Genomic DNA, 13,109 nt, shown 5'->3' with positions numbered 1-13,109 from the left:
TTGCCGGGACGTTAGGCGCGTGGGCCATGTCACGTCAATGGGTGGGCCCCGAAAAAATTTCGAGAACCCTTCGAGATCCAAAGGTCACGGTCAGGCTACGGGCAACAGAGTGCGCCAGAACGCTTGACACCCCTACGGGGCGTTCTAAGCTTCGCTTCCTGAATCGATTCATCCGGAAGCCTTACGGACGACATTCCGGCCCGACGTCACAGGAGCCCTGAAGTGACCGAGCTCGCCGCGGTGAAGACCGCGCTGAAGACCCAGGCAGTCGAGACGCCGTCGTGGGCGTACGGGAACTCGGGGACCCGTTTCAAGGTGTTCGCCCAGCAGGGAGTTCCCCGCACGCCGCAGGAGAAGCTGGCCGACGCGGCCCAGGTGCATGCCGTCACGGGTGTGGCGCCGACGGTGGCGTTGCACATCCCGTGGGACAGGGTCGAGGACTACGCCGCGCTGGCGAAGTTCGCCCAGGACCACGGGGTGAAACTGGGGGCGATCAACTCCAACACCTTCCAGGACGACGCCTACAAACTGGGCAGCATCTGCCACCCCGACGCCGCCGTGCGCCGCAAGGCGCTGGATCACCTGCTCGAATGCGTCGACATCATGGACGCCACCGGCTCACACGACCTGAAACTGTGGTTCGCCGACGGCACCAACTATCCCGGCCAGGACGACATCCGCGCCCGCCAGGACCGCCTCGCCGAAGGCTTGGCCGAGGTCTACCAGCGGCTCGGCGAGAACCAGCGGATGCTGCTGGAGTACAAGTTCTTCGAGCCGGCCTTTTACACCACCGACGTCCCCGACTGGGGCACCGCCTACGCCCACTGCCTCAAGCTCGGCGAGAAGGCCCAGGTCGTCGTCGACACCGGACACCACGCACCGGGCACCAACATCGAGTTCATCGTCGCCACCCTGCTGCGGGAGAACAAGCTCGGCGGGTTCGACTTCAACTCCCGCTTCTACGCCGACGACGACCTCATGGTCGGCGCCGCCGACCCCTTCCAGCTCTTCCGCATCATGTACGAGGTCATCCGCGGCGGCGGCTACACCTCCGACGTGGCCTTCATGCTCGACCAGTGCCACAACATCGAAGCCAAGATCCCCGCCATCATCCGCTCCGTGATGAACGTCCAGGAAGCCACCGCCAAGGCACTCCTCGTCGACCGCGACGCCCTCGCCGCCGCCCAGCGCGACGGTGACGTCCTGGCCGCCAACGCCGTCCTCATGGACGCCTACAACACCGACGTCCGCCCCCTCCTCGCCGACACCCGCCAGGAAATGGGCCTCGACCCCGACCCCATCGCCGCCTACCACCGCTCCGGATGGCAGCAGCGGATCATCGCCGAGCGCGTCGGCGGCACCCAAGCCGGCTGGGGCGCCTGACCCCGCCTCGCGTACACCCGCACCGTCCCGACGACGCAAGGAAGAGACCCGCTCATGGCACCGCACCCCGAAGCCGCCGCCCTCCTGGCCCGCTCCCATCGGCTCGGCTCCGATCCCCGCAACACCAACTACGCCGGCGGCAACGCCTCCGCCAAGGGCACCGACACCGACCCCGTGACCGGCGGTGACGTCGAGCTGATGTGGGTCAAGGGGTCCGGTGGCGACCTCGGCACGCTCACCGGGGCCGGACTGGCTGTCCTGCGGCTGGACCGGCTGCGGGCGCTGAAGGGCGTCTACCCGGGCGTGGAGCGCGAGGACGAGATGGTCGCCGCGTTCGACTACTGCCTGCACGGCAAGGGCGGGGCCGCCCCGTCCATCGACACGGCCATGCACGGGCTCGTGGAGGCCGCGCACGTCGACCATCTGCACCCCGACTCCGGGATCGCGCTCGCCTGCGCCGCCGACGGGGAGAAGCTGACCGCCGAGTGCTTCGGCGACACGGTGGTGTGGGTGCCGTGGCGGCGGCCCGGTTTCCAGCTGGGGCTGGACATCGCAGCGGTCAAGGAGGCGAACCCGCAGGCCATCGGCTGTGTGCTGGGCGGGCATGGGATCACGGCGTGGGGCGACACCTCGGAGGCGTGCGAGCGCAACTCGCTGCACATCATCCGCACCGCCGAGGCGTTCTTGGCGGAGAGGGGCAGGCCCGAGCCCTTCGGGCCGGTGATCGAGGGATACGCGGCGTTGGAGCCCGCGGAGCGTCGTGAGCGGGCCGCGGCTCTCGCGCCGTACGTCCGGGCCATCGCCTCCCAGGACAAGCCGCAGGTCGGGCACTTCGACGACTCCGAGACCGTGCTGGAGTTCCTGGCGCGCGCCGAGCACCCGCGGCTGGCCGCGCTGGGCACCTCCTGCCCGGACCACTTCCTGCGGACCAAGGTGCGTCCGCTCGTCCTCGACCTGCCGCCGGCCGCCCCGCTGGAGGAGGCCGTCGCCCGGCTGAAGGAGCTGCACGCCGAGTACCGCGAGGAGTACGCCGCCTATTACCGGCGGCACGCCCTGCCCGACTCCCCCGCCATGCGCGGCGCGGACCCGGCGATCGTGCTGGTGCCGGGGGTCGGCATGTTCTCCTTCGGCAAGGACAAGCAGACGGCCCGGGTGGCCGGTGAGTTCTACGTCAACGCCATCAACGTGATGCGCGGGGCCGAGGCCGTGTCGACGTACGCGCCCATCGAGGAGTCGGAGAAGTTCCGCATCGAGTACTGGGCGTTGGAAGAGGCCAAGCTCCAGCGGATGCCCGCGCCGAAGCCGCTGGCGACGCGGGTGGCGCTGGTGACGGGCGCGGGCAGCGGCATCGGGAAGGCGATCGCGCAGCGGCTGGTCGCCGAGGGTGCCTGCGTGGTGGTCGCGGACCTGAACGTGGACAACGCCGCCCAGGTGGCGGAGGAGCTGGGCGGGCCGGACAAGTCCGTCGCCGTGAGCGTCGACGTCACGTCCGAGGAGCAGATCGCCGAGGCGTTCAAGGCGGCAGTCCTCGCCTTCGGCGGGGTCGACCTGGTCGTCAACAACGCCGGTATCTCCATCTCCAAGCCGCTGCTGGAGACGTCGGCGAAGGACTGGGACCTGCAGCACGACATCATGGCCCGCGGTTCCTTCCTGGTCTCGCGGGAGGCGGCCCGGGTGATGACCGCGCAGGAGCTGGGCGGCGACATCGTCTACATCGCTTCCAAGAACGCCGTGTTCGCCGGGCCCAACAACATCGCCTACTCCGCCACCAAGGCCGACCAGGCGCATCAAGTACGGCTGCTGGCAGCCGAGTTGGGCGAGCACGGCATCCGCGTCAACGGGGTCAACCCGGACGGTGTGGTGCGCGGTTCGGGGATCTTCGCGGGCGGCTGGGGCGCACAGCGCGCGGCCGTGTACGGGGTGCCGGAGGAGAAGCTGGGCGAGTTCTACGCGCAGCGGACCATCCTCAAGCGCGAGGTGCTGCCCGAGCACGTGGCCAACGCCGTGTTCGCGCTGACCGGTGGGGAGTTGACCCACACCACCGGGCTGCACGTCCCGGTCGACGCCGGCGTCGCGGCCGCCTTCCTGCGGTGAGCGCGCTCGTGAAGTCGTACGCCGCGGTCGACCTCGGCGCGTCCAGCGGACGCGTCATGGTCGGCCGCGTCGGCCCCGGCAGCCTGGAACTCACCGAGGCGCACCGGTTCGCGAACCGGCCGGTGCGCGTTCCGGAGGGCCTGCGCTGGGACGTGCTCGCCCTGTACGGGGGTGTGCTGGACGGACTGCGGACGGCGGGGCAGGTCGACTCGGTCGGCCTCGACAGCTGGGCGGTGGACTACGGGCTGCTGGATGCCGACGGGGCGCTGCTCGGCAACCCCGTGCACTACCGGGACTCCCGCACCGAGGGCGTCGCGGAGAAGGTGTGGGCGACCATGCCCGCCGACCGGTTGTACGCGGCGACCGGGTTGCAGTACGCGCCCTTCAACACCCTGTACCAGCTGGTCGCCGCCCGGGACTCGGCCCAACTGGGTGCCGCGAAGCGGCTGTTGCTCATTCCCGACCTGCTCTCGTACTGGCTGACGGGCGAGCAGGGCACTGAGCTGACCAACGCCTCGACGACCCAGCTGATCGACCCGCGCACCCGCGAGTGGTCGTACGACACCGCCTCCCGGCTGGGCATCGACCTCGCGCTGTTCGCGCCGCTGCGGCGGCCGGGCGATCCGGCGGGCGTGCTGCGGCCGGAGGTGCTGGAGGAGACCGGGCTGCGCGGGCCGGTGCCCGTGACGGCGGTCGGGTCGCACGACACGGCGTCCGCCGTGGCCGCCGTGCCGGCCGACGGGGAGCGGTTCGCCTATATCTGCACCGGCACCTGGTCGCTGGCGGGTCTGGAGCTGGACGCGCCGGTGCTGAGTGAGGAGAGCCGAACCGCCAACTTCACCAACGAGCTCGGCCTGGACGGCACGGTCCGCTACCTGCGCAACATCATGGGGCTGTGGCTGCTCCAGGAGTGCGTACGGGCCTGGGGCGAACCGGAGTTGGGCACGCTGCTGCCGGCGGCGGCGAAGGTGCCGGCGCTGCGGTCGGTGGTGGACGCGGGCGACGCGGCGTTCCTGGCGCCGGGCCGTATGCCGGAGCGGATCGCCGACGCGTGCCGGGCCTCTGGGCAGCCGGTGCCCGAAACACCCGCCGAGATCACGCGCTGCATCCTCGACTCGCTCGCCCTCGCGCACCGCAAGGCCGTCGAGGACGCCCAGCGGCTGGCCGGTCACCCCGTGGACGTCGTGCACGTGGTGGGTGGCGGCACCCGCAACGCCCTGCTGTGCCAGCTGACCGCCGACGCGTGCGGGCTGCCCGTGGTGGCCGGCCCGACCGAGGCGGCCGCGCTCGGCAACGTCCTGGTCCAGGCCCGGGCCCACGGGCTGGTGGGCGACCTGGCGAGCGGGCGGCGGCTGCTCACCCGTACCCATCCGCTCACCCGCTACGAGCCGCGGGGCGACACCGCGCGCTGGCGCGAGGCCCAGGCCCGGCTCGCCGGAGCGTGAGCCGGGTCTCCCGCAGACCCCGCACCCCGGACTACGCTGCACTCATCCGATGATCGAACACAAGGAGCCGCGATGCGTGTCGCCCTGTTCCTGACCTGCGTCAACGACACGCTCTATCCGGACACCGGGCGCGCCGTGGTGAAACTGCTGACCAGGCTGGGCGTCGAGGTCGACTTCCCGATGGCCCAGACCTGCTGCGGACAGGCGCACTACAACACCGGCTACCGCCATGAGGCGGAGCCGCTGGCCCGGCATTTCTCCGATGTCTTCGGGGAGTACGAGGCGATCGTCACGCCGTCCGGATCGTGCGGGGCGATGGTGCGGGAGCTGTATCCGCGGATGGGTGAGCGGGCGCGGGCCGAGGGCCGCGGGGACGCTCTCGCGGCCACTTTGGCGCCGGTCGTGCCGAAGACGTACGAGCTGACCGAGTTCCTGGTGGACATGCTGGGGGTGACGGACGTCGGGGCGTACTACCCGCACAAGGTGACGTATCACCCGACCTGTCACGGACTGCGCGGGCTGGGGCTCGGTGACCGGCCGCGCCGGCTGTTGCAGGCCGTGCGGGGCCTGGAGCTGGTCGAGTTGCCGGGTGCCGAGGAGTGCTGCGGTTTCGGTGGGACGTTCGCGCTGAAGAACGCGGACGTCTCGGCGGCCATGGGCGCCGACAAGGTGCGCAACGCCGCCTCGACGGGCGCGGAGGTGCTGTGCGCGGCCGACAACTCCTGTCTGATGCACATCGGCGGCACGATGACGCGGCTGAGCAGCGACATGCGGCCGGTGCACATCGCGGAGATCCTGGCGAGCACGGAGGAGGAGCCGGCGGCATGAGCGGGACGTATCTGGGAATGCCGGCCTTTCCGAAGGCGGCGCACGAGGCCGTGCGGGACGAGACCCTGCGCGGCAACCTCCGGCACGCCACTCACACGATCCGCGCCAAGCGGGCCGCGGCCGTCGCCGAGGTGTCGGACTGGGCGCTCCTGCGAGAGGCGGGCAAGCGGATCAAGGACCATACGCTCCGTCATCTCGACCGCTACCTGGAGCAGTTGGAGGCGTCGGTCACGGCTGCCGGCGGCACGGTGCACTGGGCCGCCGACGCCGAGGAGGCCAACCGGATCGTGGCCGAACTGGTCAAGGCGACCGGCGAGTCGGAGGTCGTCAAGGTCAAGTCCATGGCCACGCAGGAGATCGGGCTCAACGAGGCCCTCGAGGCCGAGGGCATCCGTGCCTACGAAACCGATCTCGCCGAGCTGATCGTGCAGTTGGGCAAGGACCGCCCCTCGCACATCCTCGTCCCCGCCATCCACCGCAACCGCGGCGAGATCCGGGACATCTTCCGCCGGGAGATGAGCGAGTGGGGCCGCCCGGCCCCCGAGGGCCTCACCGACACGCCCGCCGAACTCGCCGAGGCGGCCCGGCTGCACCTGCGGGAGAAGTTCCTGCGGGCCAAGGTGGGCATCTCCGGCGCCAACTTCTTGATCGCCGAGACCGGCACGCTCGTCGTCGTGGAGTCCGAGGGCAACGGGCGGATGTGCCTGACCCTGCCCGAAACGCTGATCTCGGTCGTGGGGATCGAGAAGATCCTGCCGACCTGGCAGGACCTGGAGGTGTTCCTGCAGACCCTCCCCCGCTCGTCGACGGCCGAGCGCATGAACCCGTACACGAGCATGTGGACGGGCACGACGGACGGGGACGGTCCGCAGACGTTCCACCTGGTCCTGCTCGACAACGGCCGCACCGACACCCTCGCCGACGAGGTCGGCCGCCAGGCGCTGCGCTGCATCCGCTGCTCGGCCTGCCTCAACGTCTGCCCGGTGTACGAACGGGCCGGCGGCCACGCCTACGGCTCGGTCTACCCGGGCCCCATCGGCGCCATCCTCAGTCCCCAACTCCGGGGCACGGAAAGCGAGATCGACGCTTCCCTGCCGTACGCGTCGTCGCTGTGCGGCGCCTGCTACGAGGTGTGTCCGGTCGCCATCGACATTCCCGAGGTGCTGGTGCATCTGCGGGAGCGGGTCGTGGAGGGCGGACCGGCAACGCGGGAGGGCAACAAGGTGGTGCTGAAGCCGGCGAAGGGGCATGCCGCCGAGCGGGCCGCCATGCGGGCGGCGCGCTGGGCCTTCAGCCATCCCGGGGTCCTGCGCACCGGCCAGCGGGTGGTCTCGCGCACCCGCCGGCTCCATCCACGCACGCTGCCGGGGCCCGGCAGGGCGTGGAGCGGCAGCCGGGACCTGCCGACGGTGCCGGCGGAACCGTTCCGGGACTGGTGGCAGCGCACCGGCGGCGGAAAGGGCGGTGCCAAGTGAGCAGCAGGGACAGGATTCTGGGCCGGGTGCGGCGCGCACTGGCGGACGTGCCGTCGGACGACGTGCCGTACGAGCAGGCCGTCCAGCGGGACTATCTGCGCGAGCACGGCGGGCGGAGCATCGAGGAGACGGTGGACCTGCTGGCGGATAACCTGGCGGACTACCGGGCGGTCGTGCACCGCACCACCATGGACGAACTGGCCGATGTGATCGGCCGGTTGCTGAGCGAACGCGGCTCGAACAGCGTGCTGGTCCCGTCGGGCCTGGACGCGGGGTGGCTCGGCGGCACGGACGCCGAGCGGGTTGCGGACCGGGCCGAGAGCAGTCCGGGCGAGCTGGACGCGCTGGACAGCGTCGTCACCGGTTGCGCGGTCGCCATCGCCGAGACAGGCACGATCGTGCTCGACGGCTCCCCCGACCAGGGCCGTCGCCGCATCACCCTCGTCCCCGATCACCACATCTGCGTCGTACGCGTCCCGGAGCAGGTCGTCCCGTCCGTGCCGCAGGCCCTCGAACGCCTCGATCCGACCCGCCCGTTGACGTGGATCTCCGGCCCGTCGGCGACCAGTGACATCGAGCTGGACCGGGTCGAGGGGGTGCATGGTCCGCGGACCCTGGAGGTGGTTCTGGTGAGCGGCCCGCCGGAGGCACGCGGCTGAGCGCACGCAGGCGTCGTGTCCTGGGGGCCTGCGGCTCCCAGACCCCCGCTTCGGCCCTGAACGGGCCTCGTCCTCGAACACCGGACGGGCTGGAGTGGGCGGGCGGCGCCACGGCGAAGCCCTGAGTGGGCACGGTCAGGTGTCCTCGGACTCCCTCGCGGACGCCTGAGAGGCACCGGCCTTGGTGTTCCTGTGCGTGGCGTCGCGGCCCAGGATGCCGAAGGCCCAGCGCTCGTTGAACCCGGACACGAATCCGACCGCGCACCAGAAGACCCAGAAGTCGGTGCCCTTGGCGGCGGATCCCGCATGGTGTGCCGCCCGGCAGATCTGGGCGGTCGTGGCGGGCAGTTCAAAGACCGGGACGAGTCCCCCGCTGAGCAGGAAGTAGACCGCCAGGGCGAGGATCCAGCCGACGTAGACCCGGTAGACGCCCTCGTGCCGCAGACTGCGGGCGAGTTGCCGCCCCGGCGGGATGGTGCGCTCCTTGCCGATGGTCTGCCGGGACGCCAGTTGCTCGACGCTGAGCCGCAGCCGGACCAGGACGCTGAGCACGGCGCCGAGCGCGCCCAGGCCGCCGGCGACGAAGGCGCCCAGCAGGCTCCAGCGGTTGGCGCAGTCGAGGGTGACGCCCAGGACGCGCAGGACCGGCACGCCCCACAGGACCGGGGCGACGAGCAGCGCCATGCCCGCGGCGGCACCCATCGCCAGGCCGATGTTCAGTCCCCGGCTGACGGCCGTCACGCTGTCCTGCCGCAGCCAGCCGCGCATCTCGGCGACCTCCTGGTCGAGATAGGCGGCAAGGTACGGATCGGGCCTGTCGGCGAGCCGAGGGTCCTCCAGCACCGTCCGTACGACGCACCTCAGGGCGTTCTGCACGCAGACACGGGTCCGGCGGTCGAAGGTACGCTGCGCGGCGCCCAGGGCCACCTGAAGATGCAGGTGTTGTTCCGGGTAGGTCTCGCGGAACAGCTTGTAGGCCACCTCGTCGACGGGCTGCACCAGTTCCCTCAGCCCTTTGGGCCTGGCCTCGGCCTCGGCCCCGTCCAGTACTTCCCTGTACCGGCGCCGCCAGCGGCGGAGCCCCCCATGCCTGTCCCCCATGTACCGGGTGTACCGGTGCGCGGGCGTGAGGGAAACCCGGCGCGCCGCACCAGTACGGTCACCGTCGTCACGGAGCCGTGACGTCCTCTTCCCTCGGCGCGTGTTCCGTCAGCAGTAGGTCATGGGACAGCCGTACCGCAGTGAGAACTGGGCGGCCCGCAGGTACAGGGCGACGTAGAAGGCCGTGTCCAGGTCCTCGCTCCACAGCCCGGGACGGGTGGCGGCCAGTTCCTCGGCCTCCCCTTCGAGGAACCAGAACGTCAGGGCGAGGTTCTCGGACGCGTCCGGCACCTCGGCCGGCAGGCCGATCACCGCGGCCAGACGTTCCGCGAGGGCCAGCACCTGCGGGGCCCCGGCTATCAGCGTCGTGTCCGTGTAGGCGGAGCCGATCGGCAGCTCTGTCGCCTCGTCGAGCGACACCGGAACCAGCACCGACCAGTCGCCGAGCACGCGTTGCTCCTGGGGCGTCAGGTGCGCTCGGCACACCTCGGCGAACCCGGTCATGGGCGGGCTGAGCTTCTCCTCGAACCACGAGGCCGCACCCCTCCCGGGAGCGGGCTCGTACGGCGGCAGGCCGCGCCGCTTCAACTCCGCGCCGAGCCCGGCCGCGACCGCCCCCTTGCCGCCCTCCTCGTCGTCGGCGAACCATTCCCCCGCGTCGACACTCACCAGGTAGATCCCCATGCCCGCAACGTACCGGCCGCCACTGACAATCGGCCCGGCTCACTCCAGGACGCCCGCCGCGTCCAGCAGCGTCCTCACGGTCGCGGTGGCCAGGCCGTCCAGCGTCTCGATGCGGGCGCCGGCGCGGGCACTGGCCCCGTCGAAGACCAGCATCAGCTGGCGGGCGAGGAATTCCGGGTCGTGCGCGCCGCCGAGCTCCGCCTGGATGCGGAAGGCGTCCTGCAGCCACTGCTTGGCGGCGCGGGCCACGCGGCTCGCCGGGTGCTCGGGGTCCTTCAGCTCGACGAGCGCGGCCAGGAAGGGGCAGCCCTGGTACTCGGGGCGGACCGAGGCCTTCTCCACCTGCTCGAAGACGTACAGGATGCGTTCGCGCGGGGTGCCGGCGTCCTCGGGGCCGGGCATGAGCTGCGCGGAGTATCCGGGGGCGCGGCGCTCCAGGCTCGCTGCGAGGACCTCGTCCTTGCTCTCGAACAGCTGGTACATCGACCGCTTCGAGACACCGGCCGTCCTGCACAGCGCCTCCACGCCGATGGAGACGCCGTCGCGGTAGAACAGCTCGGCGGCCGCGTCGAGCAGCCGGTCCTTGGTGGACGCCTTTTCCGTGGCGGACGCCTTCTCTGTAGTGGCCATACCGCGAGGTTACCTCCGCCACCGCCCCCCAGGAAACCGATCGGTCTACCTGGCGGAGCAGCGGATACCCCGTGACAGAAGCGCTGAACAAGCGCTTAGATAGTAGGCCTGGCATCGCCACCCACCAGGAGGCCCCGTTGTTCACGTCCGTCGACGACGTCTCCGCACGTCTCGCCGCCACCGGCTACCTCGCCTCGCCCGCGGTCGCCACGACCGTCTTCCTCGCCGACCGGCTGGGCAAGCCCCTGCTGGTGGAGGGCCCCGCCGGCGTCGGCAAGACCGAGCTCGCCAAGGCCGTAGCCGAAGTGGCGGGCGCCCGGCTGGTCCGGCTGCAGTGCTACGAGGGCGTCGACGAGTCGCGCGCGCTGTACGAGTGGAACCACGCCAAGCAGCTGCTGCGCATCAGCGCCGGCCGCGACGAGACGTGGGACGAGGCGCGCACGGACATCTTCAGCGAGGAGTTCCTGCTGACGCGTCCGCTGCTGACGGCCATCCGCGGCGACGACCCCAAGGTGCTGCTGATCGACGAGACCGACAAGGCGGACGTCGAGGTGGAGGGTTTGTTGCTGGAGGTGCTCAGCGACTTCCAGGTGACCGTCCCCGAGCTCGGCACGATCGCCGCGACCCGGCGCCCTTTCGTCGTCCTCACCTCCAACGCCAGCCGCGAGCTGTCCGAGGCCCTGCGCCGCCGCTGCCTCTTCCTCCACATCGGCTTCCCGGACGAGGAGCTGGAGCGCCGGATCGTACGGCTGAAGGTGCCGGACCTGGACGAGGCGCTGGCCACATCCGTGGTCCGGGTGGTCGGTGCGCTGCGGGCGATGGATCTGCGCAAGGTCCCTTCGGTCGCCGAGACGATCGACTGGGCGCGCACCCTTCTCGCGCTCGGCGCGGACACCCTGGACGAGACCGTCGTACGCGACAGCCTGGGCGTGCTCCTCAAGCACCACGACGACGTCCTGAAGGCGACGGCCAAGCTCGACCTGGACGCGGTGTGACCGCGCCCGGCGTCGCCGAGCGGCTGACCTCGCTGGTCGGCGCGCTGCGCGCGCACGGCATGCGGATCGGCACCGGTGAGACCGTGGACGCGGCGCAGGCGATGGCGGCGCTGGGGCTCACGGACCGCGAACTGCTGCGCGAGGGGCTCGCCGCGACGCTGCTGCACGGCCCGGCCCAACGGCCGGTGTTCGACCCGGTCTTCGACCTGTACTTCCCGCGCGGCATCGGTGCGCCCGAGGCCGAGCCGGCCGGCCGGGAGGACCTGCGCGACCGGCTCGCGGCGGCCCTCGCCGCCGACGACCGGGCGCTGCTGGGGCAGTTGGCGGCGGAGGCGGTCGACGGCTTCGGCGGTTACGGCAACTCGCCCGAGGCGCAGGGGTGGTCGTCGTACCAGGCGCTGGAGCGGCTGCGGCCGCAGACGCTGCTGGCCCGCGTCCGCGAGAGCGTACGGGCCCGGGACGGCGCGTCGGGGTTCACGGACCGGCTGCTGGAGGACGAGCTCCGGCGGCGTATCGAGGTGTTCCGTTCAATGGTGGCCGTGGAGGCGCGGCGCCGGGTGGCCGAGCGGCGCGACCGGGACGAGCTGGCCCGGCGCGCGGTCGCCACGACGCCCGACCGCGTCGACTTCCTCTACGCGGGCAAGCTCCAACTGGCCGAGTTGCGCAGGACGGTTCAGCCGCTCGCCCGCAAGCTCGCCACCCGGCTCGCGGCGCGCCGGCGCCGTGCCGCCCGCGGCAGCATCGACCTGCGGCGGACCCTGCGCGGCTCGCTGTCGACGGGGGGGGTGCCGATGAAGCCGGTGCTGCGCCGGCGCCGTCCCTTCCGCCCGGAACTGGTGCTGCTGTGTGATGTGTCGGGCTCGGTGTCCGGGTTCTCGGACTTCACGATGCTGCTGGTGCAGGCCCTGCACGACCAGTTCAGCAAGGTGCGGGTGTTCGCCTTCGTCAATCGCATCGACGAGGTCACCGGTCTGCTGGAACACGGCACGGCCGATCCGGAGGGGCTCGGCGCCCGGATCCGCGCGGAGGCCACCCTTACGGGCTGGCACGGCAGCAGCGACTACGGCGTCGCCCTGGGCGAGTTCGCCGAGCGCTACGGTGACGCGGTCGGCCCTCGTACGACGCTGTTCGTGCTCGGTGACGCCCGGACGAACATGAGCGACCCGAACCTGGCCGCGGTCCGGCAGGTCGCCGAACGGGCCCGCCGGGTCTACTGGTTGAACCCCGAGCCGCGCCCGCAGTGGGGCACCGGCGACTCCGCGGCACCGGAGTACGCCGAGCTGGTGGAGATGCACGAGTGCCGCAACGCCCGCCAGCTCGGCGCGTTGATCGCCCGGCTGCTGCCGGTGTGACCGCTACTCCTTGGCCTTCGCGTAGTCCGTCGCCATCTGGCCGGCGAAGTCGTAGACCACGCACGGTTCCTCGCCGACCACCCAGGCGTCGTGTCCCGGCGGAAGCACGAACACGTCGCCCGGCCCGACCTCCTGCTCGGCGCCGTCGTCCATGCGCACCCGCATGCGTCCCTGGACGCAGTAGCCGTTGTGATGGACCTCGCAGCTCTTCGTCCCGGCGATGGGCCCCACGGACTCCGTCCAGCGCCAGCCCGGCTCGAACGTCCCCACGGCGAAGTCGAGCCCGGTCAGATGGACCGCTTCCAGGTGTCCACGCGGGAAGTCACGCCGTTCGTCCGGCTTCTCGACGGCCTTGATCTCGATCATGACGGCTCCCTCCATTGCGAGCCCCGTCCACGTCACCATCGTCCGCCCGTCCGGTCGACACCGCCATTCGGGTGAGCGCAGAATGACGCGTGAGGCC

General features: G+C 71.3%; 12 protein-coding genes. 8 read left to right on the top strand and 4 right to left on the bottom strand.

What is annotated here, in order from left to right; all coding sequences use genetic code 11:
- Window positions 1-222 precede the first annotated feature (222 nt).
- The 6 genes from rhaI (at window position 223) to FBY22_RS13230 (ending at window position 7,884) form a co-directional block, all read left to right on the top strand.
- A complete protein-coding gene (gene rhaI / locus FBY22_RS13255) occupies window positions 223-1,383 on the top strand; it encodes an L-rhamnose isomerase (RefSeq protein ID WP_142145315.1) in 1,161 nt (386 codons plus the stop codon).
- Window positions 1,384-1,437: 54 nt separating this feature from the next.
- Window positions 1,438-3,477 carry a bifunctional aldolase/short-chain dehydrogenase gene (locus FBY22_RS13250; protein WP_142145313.1) on the top strand — a complete coding sequence of 680 codons (2,040 nt, stop codon included), beginning with the start codon at window positions 1,438-1,440 and terminating at the stop codon, window positions 3,475-3,477.
- Window positions 3,478-3,485: 8 nt separating this feature from the next.
- Window positions 3,486-4,922 (top strand): rhamnulokinase family protein, encoded by a 1,437-nt coding sequence (locus tag FBY22_RS13245; RefSeq protein WP_142147590.1) that lies wholly within the window; start codon window positions 3,486-3,488, stop codon window positions 4,920-4,922.
- 72 nt (window positions 4,923-4,994) lie between these two features.
- Window positions 4,995-5,750: a (Fe-S)-binding protein gene (locus FBY22_RS13240; RefSeq protein ID WP_142145311.1), complete on the top strand. Its 756-nt coding sequence runs from the start codon at window positions 4,995-4,997 to the stop codon at window positions 5,748-5,750.
- On the top strand, window positions 5,747-7,225 hold the full coding sequence (locus tag FBY22_RS13235; RefSeq protein WP_142145309.1) for a LutB/LldF family L-lactate oxidation iron-sulfur protein: 1,479 nt from the start codon (window positions 5,747-5,749) through the stop codon (window positions 7,223-7,225). Before FBY22_RS13240 ends, FBY22_RS13235 begins: the two co-directional genes overlap by 4 nt.
- A complete protein-coding gene (locus FBY22_RS13230; RefSeq protein ID WP_142145307.1) occupies window positions 7,222-7,884 on the top strand; it encodes a lactate utilization protein C in 663 nt (220 codons plus the stop codon). Before FBY22_RS13235 ends, FBY22_RS13230 begins: the two co-directional genes overlap by 4 nt.
- Before the next feature lie 135 nt (window positions 7,885-8,019).
- Here FBY22_RS13230 and FBY22_RS13225 read toward each other — a convergent pair whose 3' ends face one another.
- The 3 genes from FBY22_RS13225 to FBY22_RS13215 all read right to left on the bottom strand — a co-directional run bounded on the left by FBY22_RS13225 (window position 8,020) and on the right by FBY22_RS13215 (window position 10,299).
- A complete protein-coding gene (locus FBY22_RS13225) occupies window positions 8,020-8,985 on the bottom strand; it encodes an MC/SLC25 family protein (RefSeq protein WP_142145305.1) in 966 nt (321 codons plus the stop codon).
- A 108-nt stretch (window positions 8,986-9,093) separates the two neighbouring features.
- Window positions 9,094-9,669, bottom strand: a complete 576-nt coding sequence (locus FBY22_RS13220; RefSeq protein WP_142145303.1) for a hypothetical protein — start codon at window positions 9,667-9,669, stop codon at window positions 9,094-9,096.
- 39 nt (window positions 9,670-9,708) lie between these two features.
- A complete protein-coding gene (locus tag FBY22_RS13215) occupies window positions 9,709-10,299 on the bottom strand; it encodes a TetR/AcrR family transcriptional regulator (RefSeq protein ID WP_142145301.1) in 591 nt (196 codons plus the stop codon).
- A 137-nt stretch (window positions 10,300-10,436) separates the two neighbouring features.
- Here FBY22_RS13215 and FBY22_RS13210 point away from each other — a divergent pair, with 137 nt between their 5' ends.
- Complete coding sequence (locus FBY22_RS13210) at window positions 10,437-11,294, top strand: MoxR family ATPase (protein ID WP_142147588.1); 858 nt, start codon at window positions 10,437-10,439, stop codon at window positions 11,292-11,294.
- Window positions 11,291-12,646, top strand: a complete 1,356-nt coding sequence (locus tag FBY22_RS13205; RefSeq protein ID WP_142145299.1) for a VWA domain-containing protein — start codon at window positions 11,291-11,293, stop codon at window positions 12,644-12,646. The genes FBY22_RS13210 and FBY22_RS13205 overlap by 4 nt, the downstream gene beginning before the upstream one ends.
- 3 nt (window positions 12,647-12,649) lie before the next feature.
- On the opposite strand, the gene FBY22_RS13200 is transcribed toward FBY22_RS13205, so the two are convergent.
- Complete coding sequence (locus tag FBY22_RS13200; protein WP_142145297.1) at window positions 12,650-13,012, bottom strand: cupin domain-containing protein; 363 nt, start codon at window positions 13,010-13,012, stop codon at window positions 12,650-12,652.
- Window positions 13,013-13,109: the final 97 nt, after the last annotated feature.

The sequence above is a fragment of the Streptomyces sp. SLBN-31 genome (assembly GCF_006715395.1).
Taxonomy (GTDB): Bacteria; Actinomycetota; Actinomycetes; order Streptomycetales; family Streptomycetaceae; genus Streptomyces.
The sequence above is the reverse complement of the archived record's forward strand: the minus strand, read 5'-3'. Positions and strand labels throughout refer to the sequence as shown.

What these genes read in the sequence shown, in the direction of transcription:
- FBY22_RS13250 (WP_142145313.1), top strand. Translation starts at nt 1,438, where the DNA reads ATGGCACCGCACCCCGAAGCCGCCGCCCTCCTGGCCCGCTCCCATCGG.
- FBY22_RS13240 (WP_142145311.1), top strand. Translation starts at nt 4,995, where the DNA reads ATGCGTGTCGCCCTGTTCCTGACCTGCGTCAACGACACGCTCTATCCG.
- FBY22_RS13235 (WP_142145309.1), top strand. Translation starts at nt 5,747, where the DNA reads ATGAGCGGGACGTATCTGGGAATGCCGGCCTTTCCGAAGGCGGCGCAC.
- FBY22_RS13225 (WP_142145305.1), bottom strand. Translation starts at nt 8,985, where the DNA reads ATGGGGGACAGGCATGGGGGGCTCCGCCGCTGGCGGCGCCGGTACAGG.
- FBY22_RS13220 (WP_142145303.1), bottom strand. Translation starts at nt 9,669, where the DNA reads ATGGGGATCTACCTGGTGAGTGTCGACGCGGGGGAATGGTTCGCCGAC.
- FBY22_RS13215 (WP_142145301.1), bottom strand. Translation starts at nt 10,299, where the DNA reads ATGGCCACTACAGAGAAGGCGTCCGCCACGGAAAAGGCGTCCACCAAG.
- FBY22_RS13200 (WP_142145297.1), bottom strand. Translation starts at nt 13,012, where the DNA reads ATGATCGAGATCAAGGCCGTCGAGAAGCCGGACGAACGGCGTGACTTC.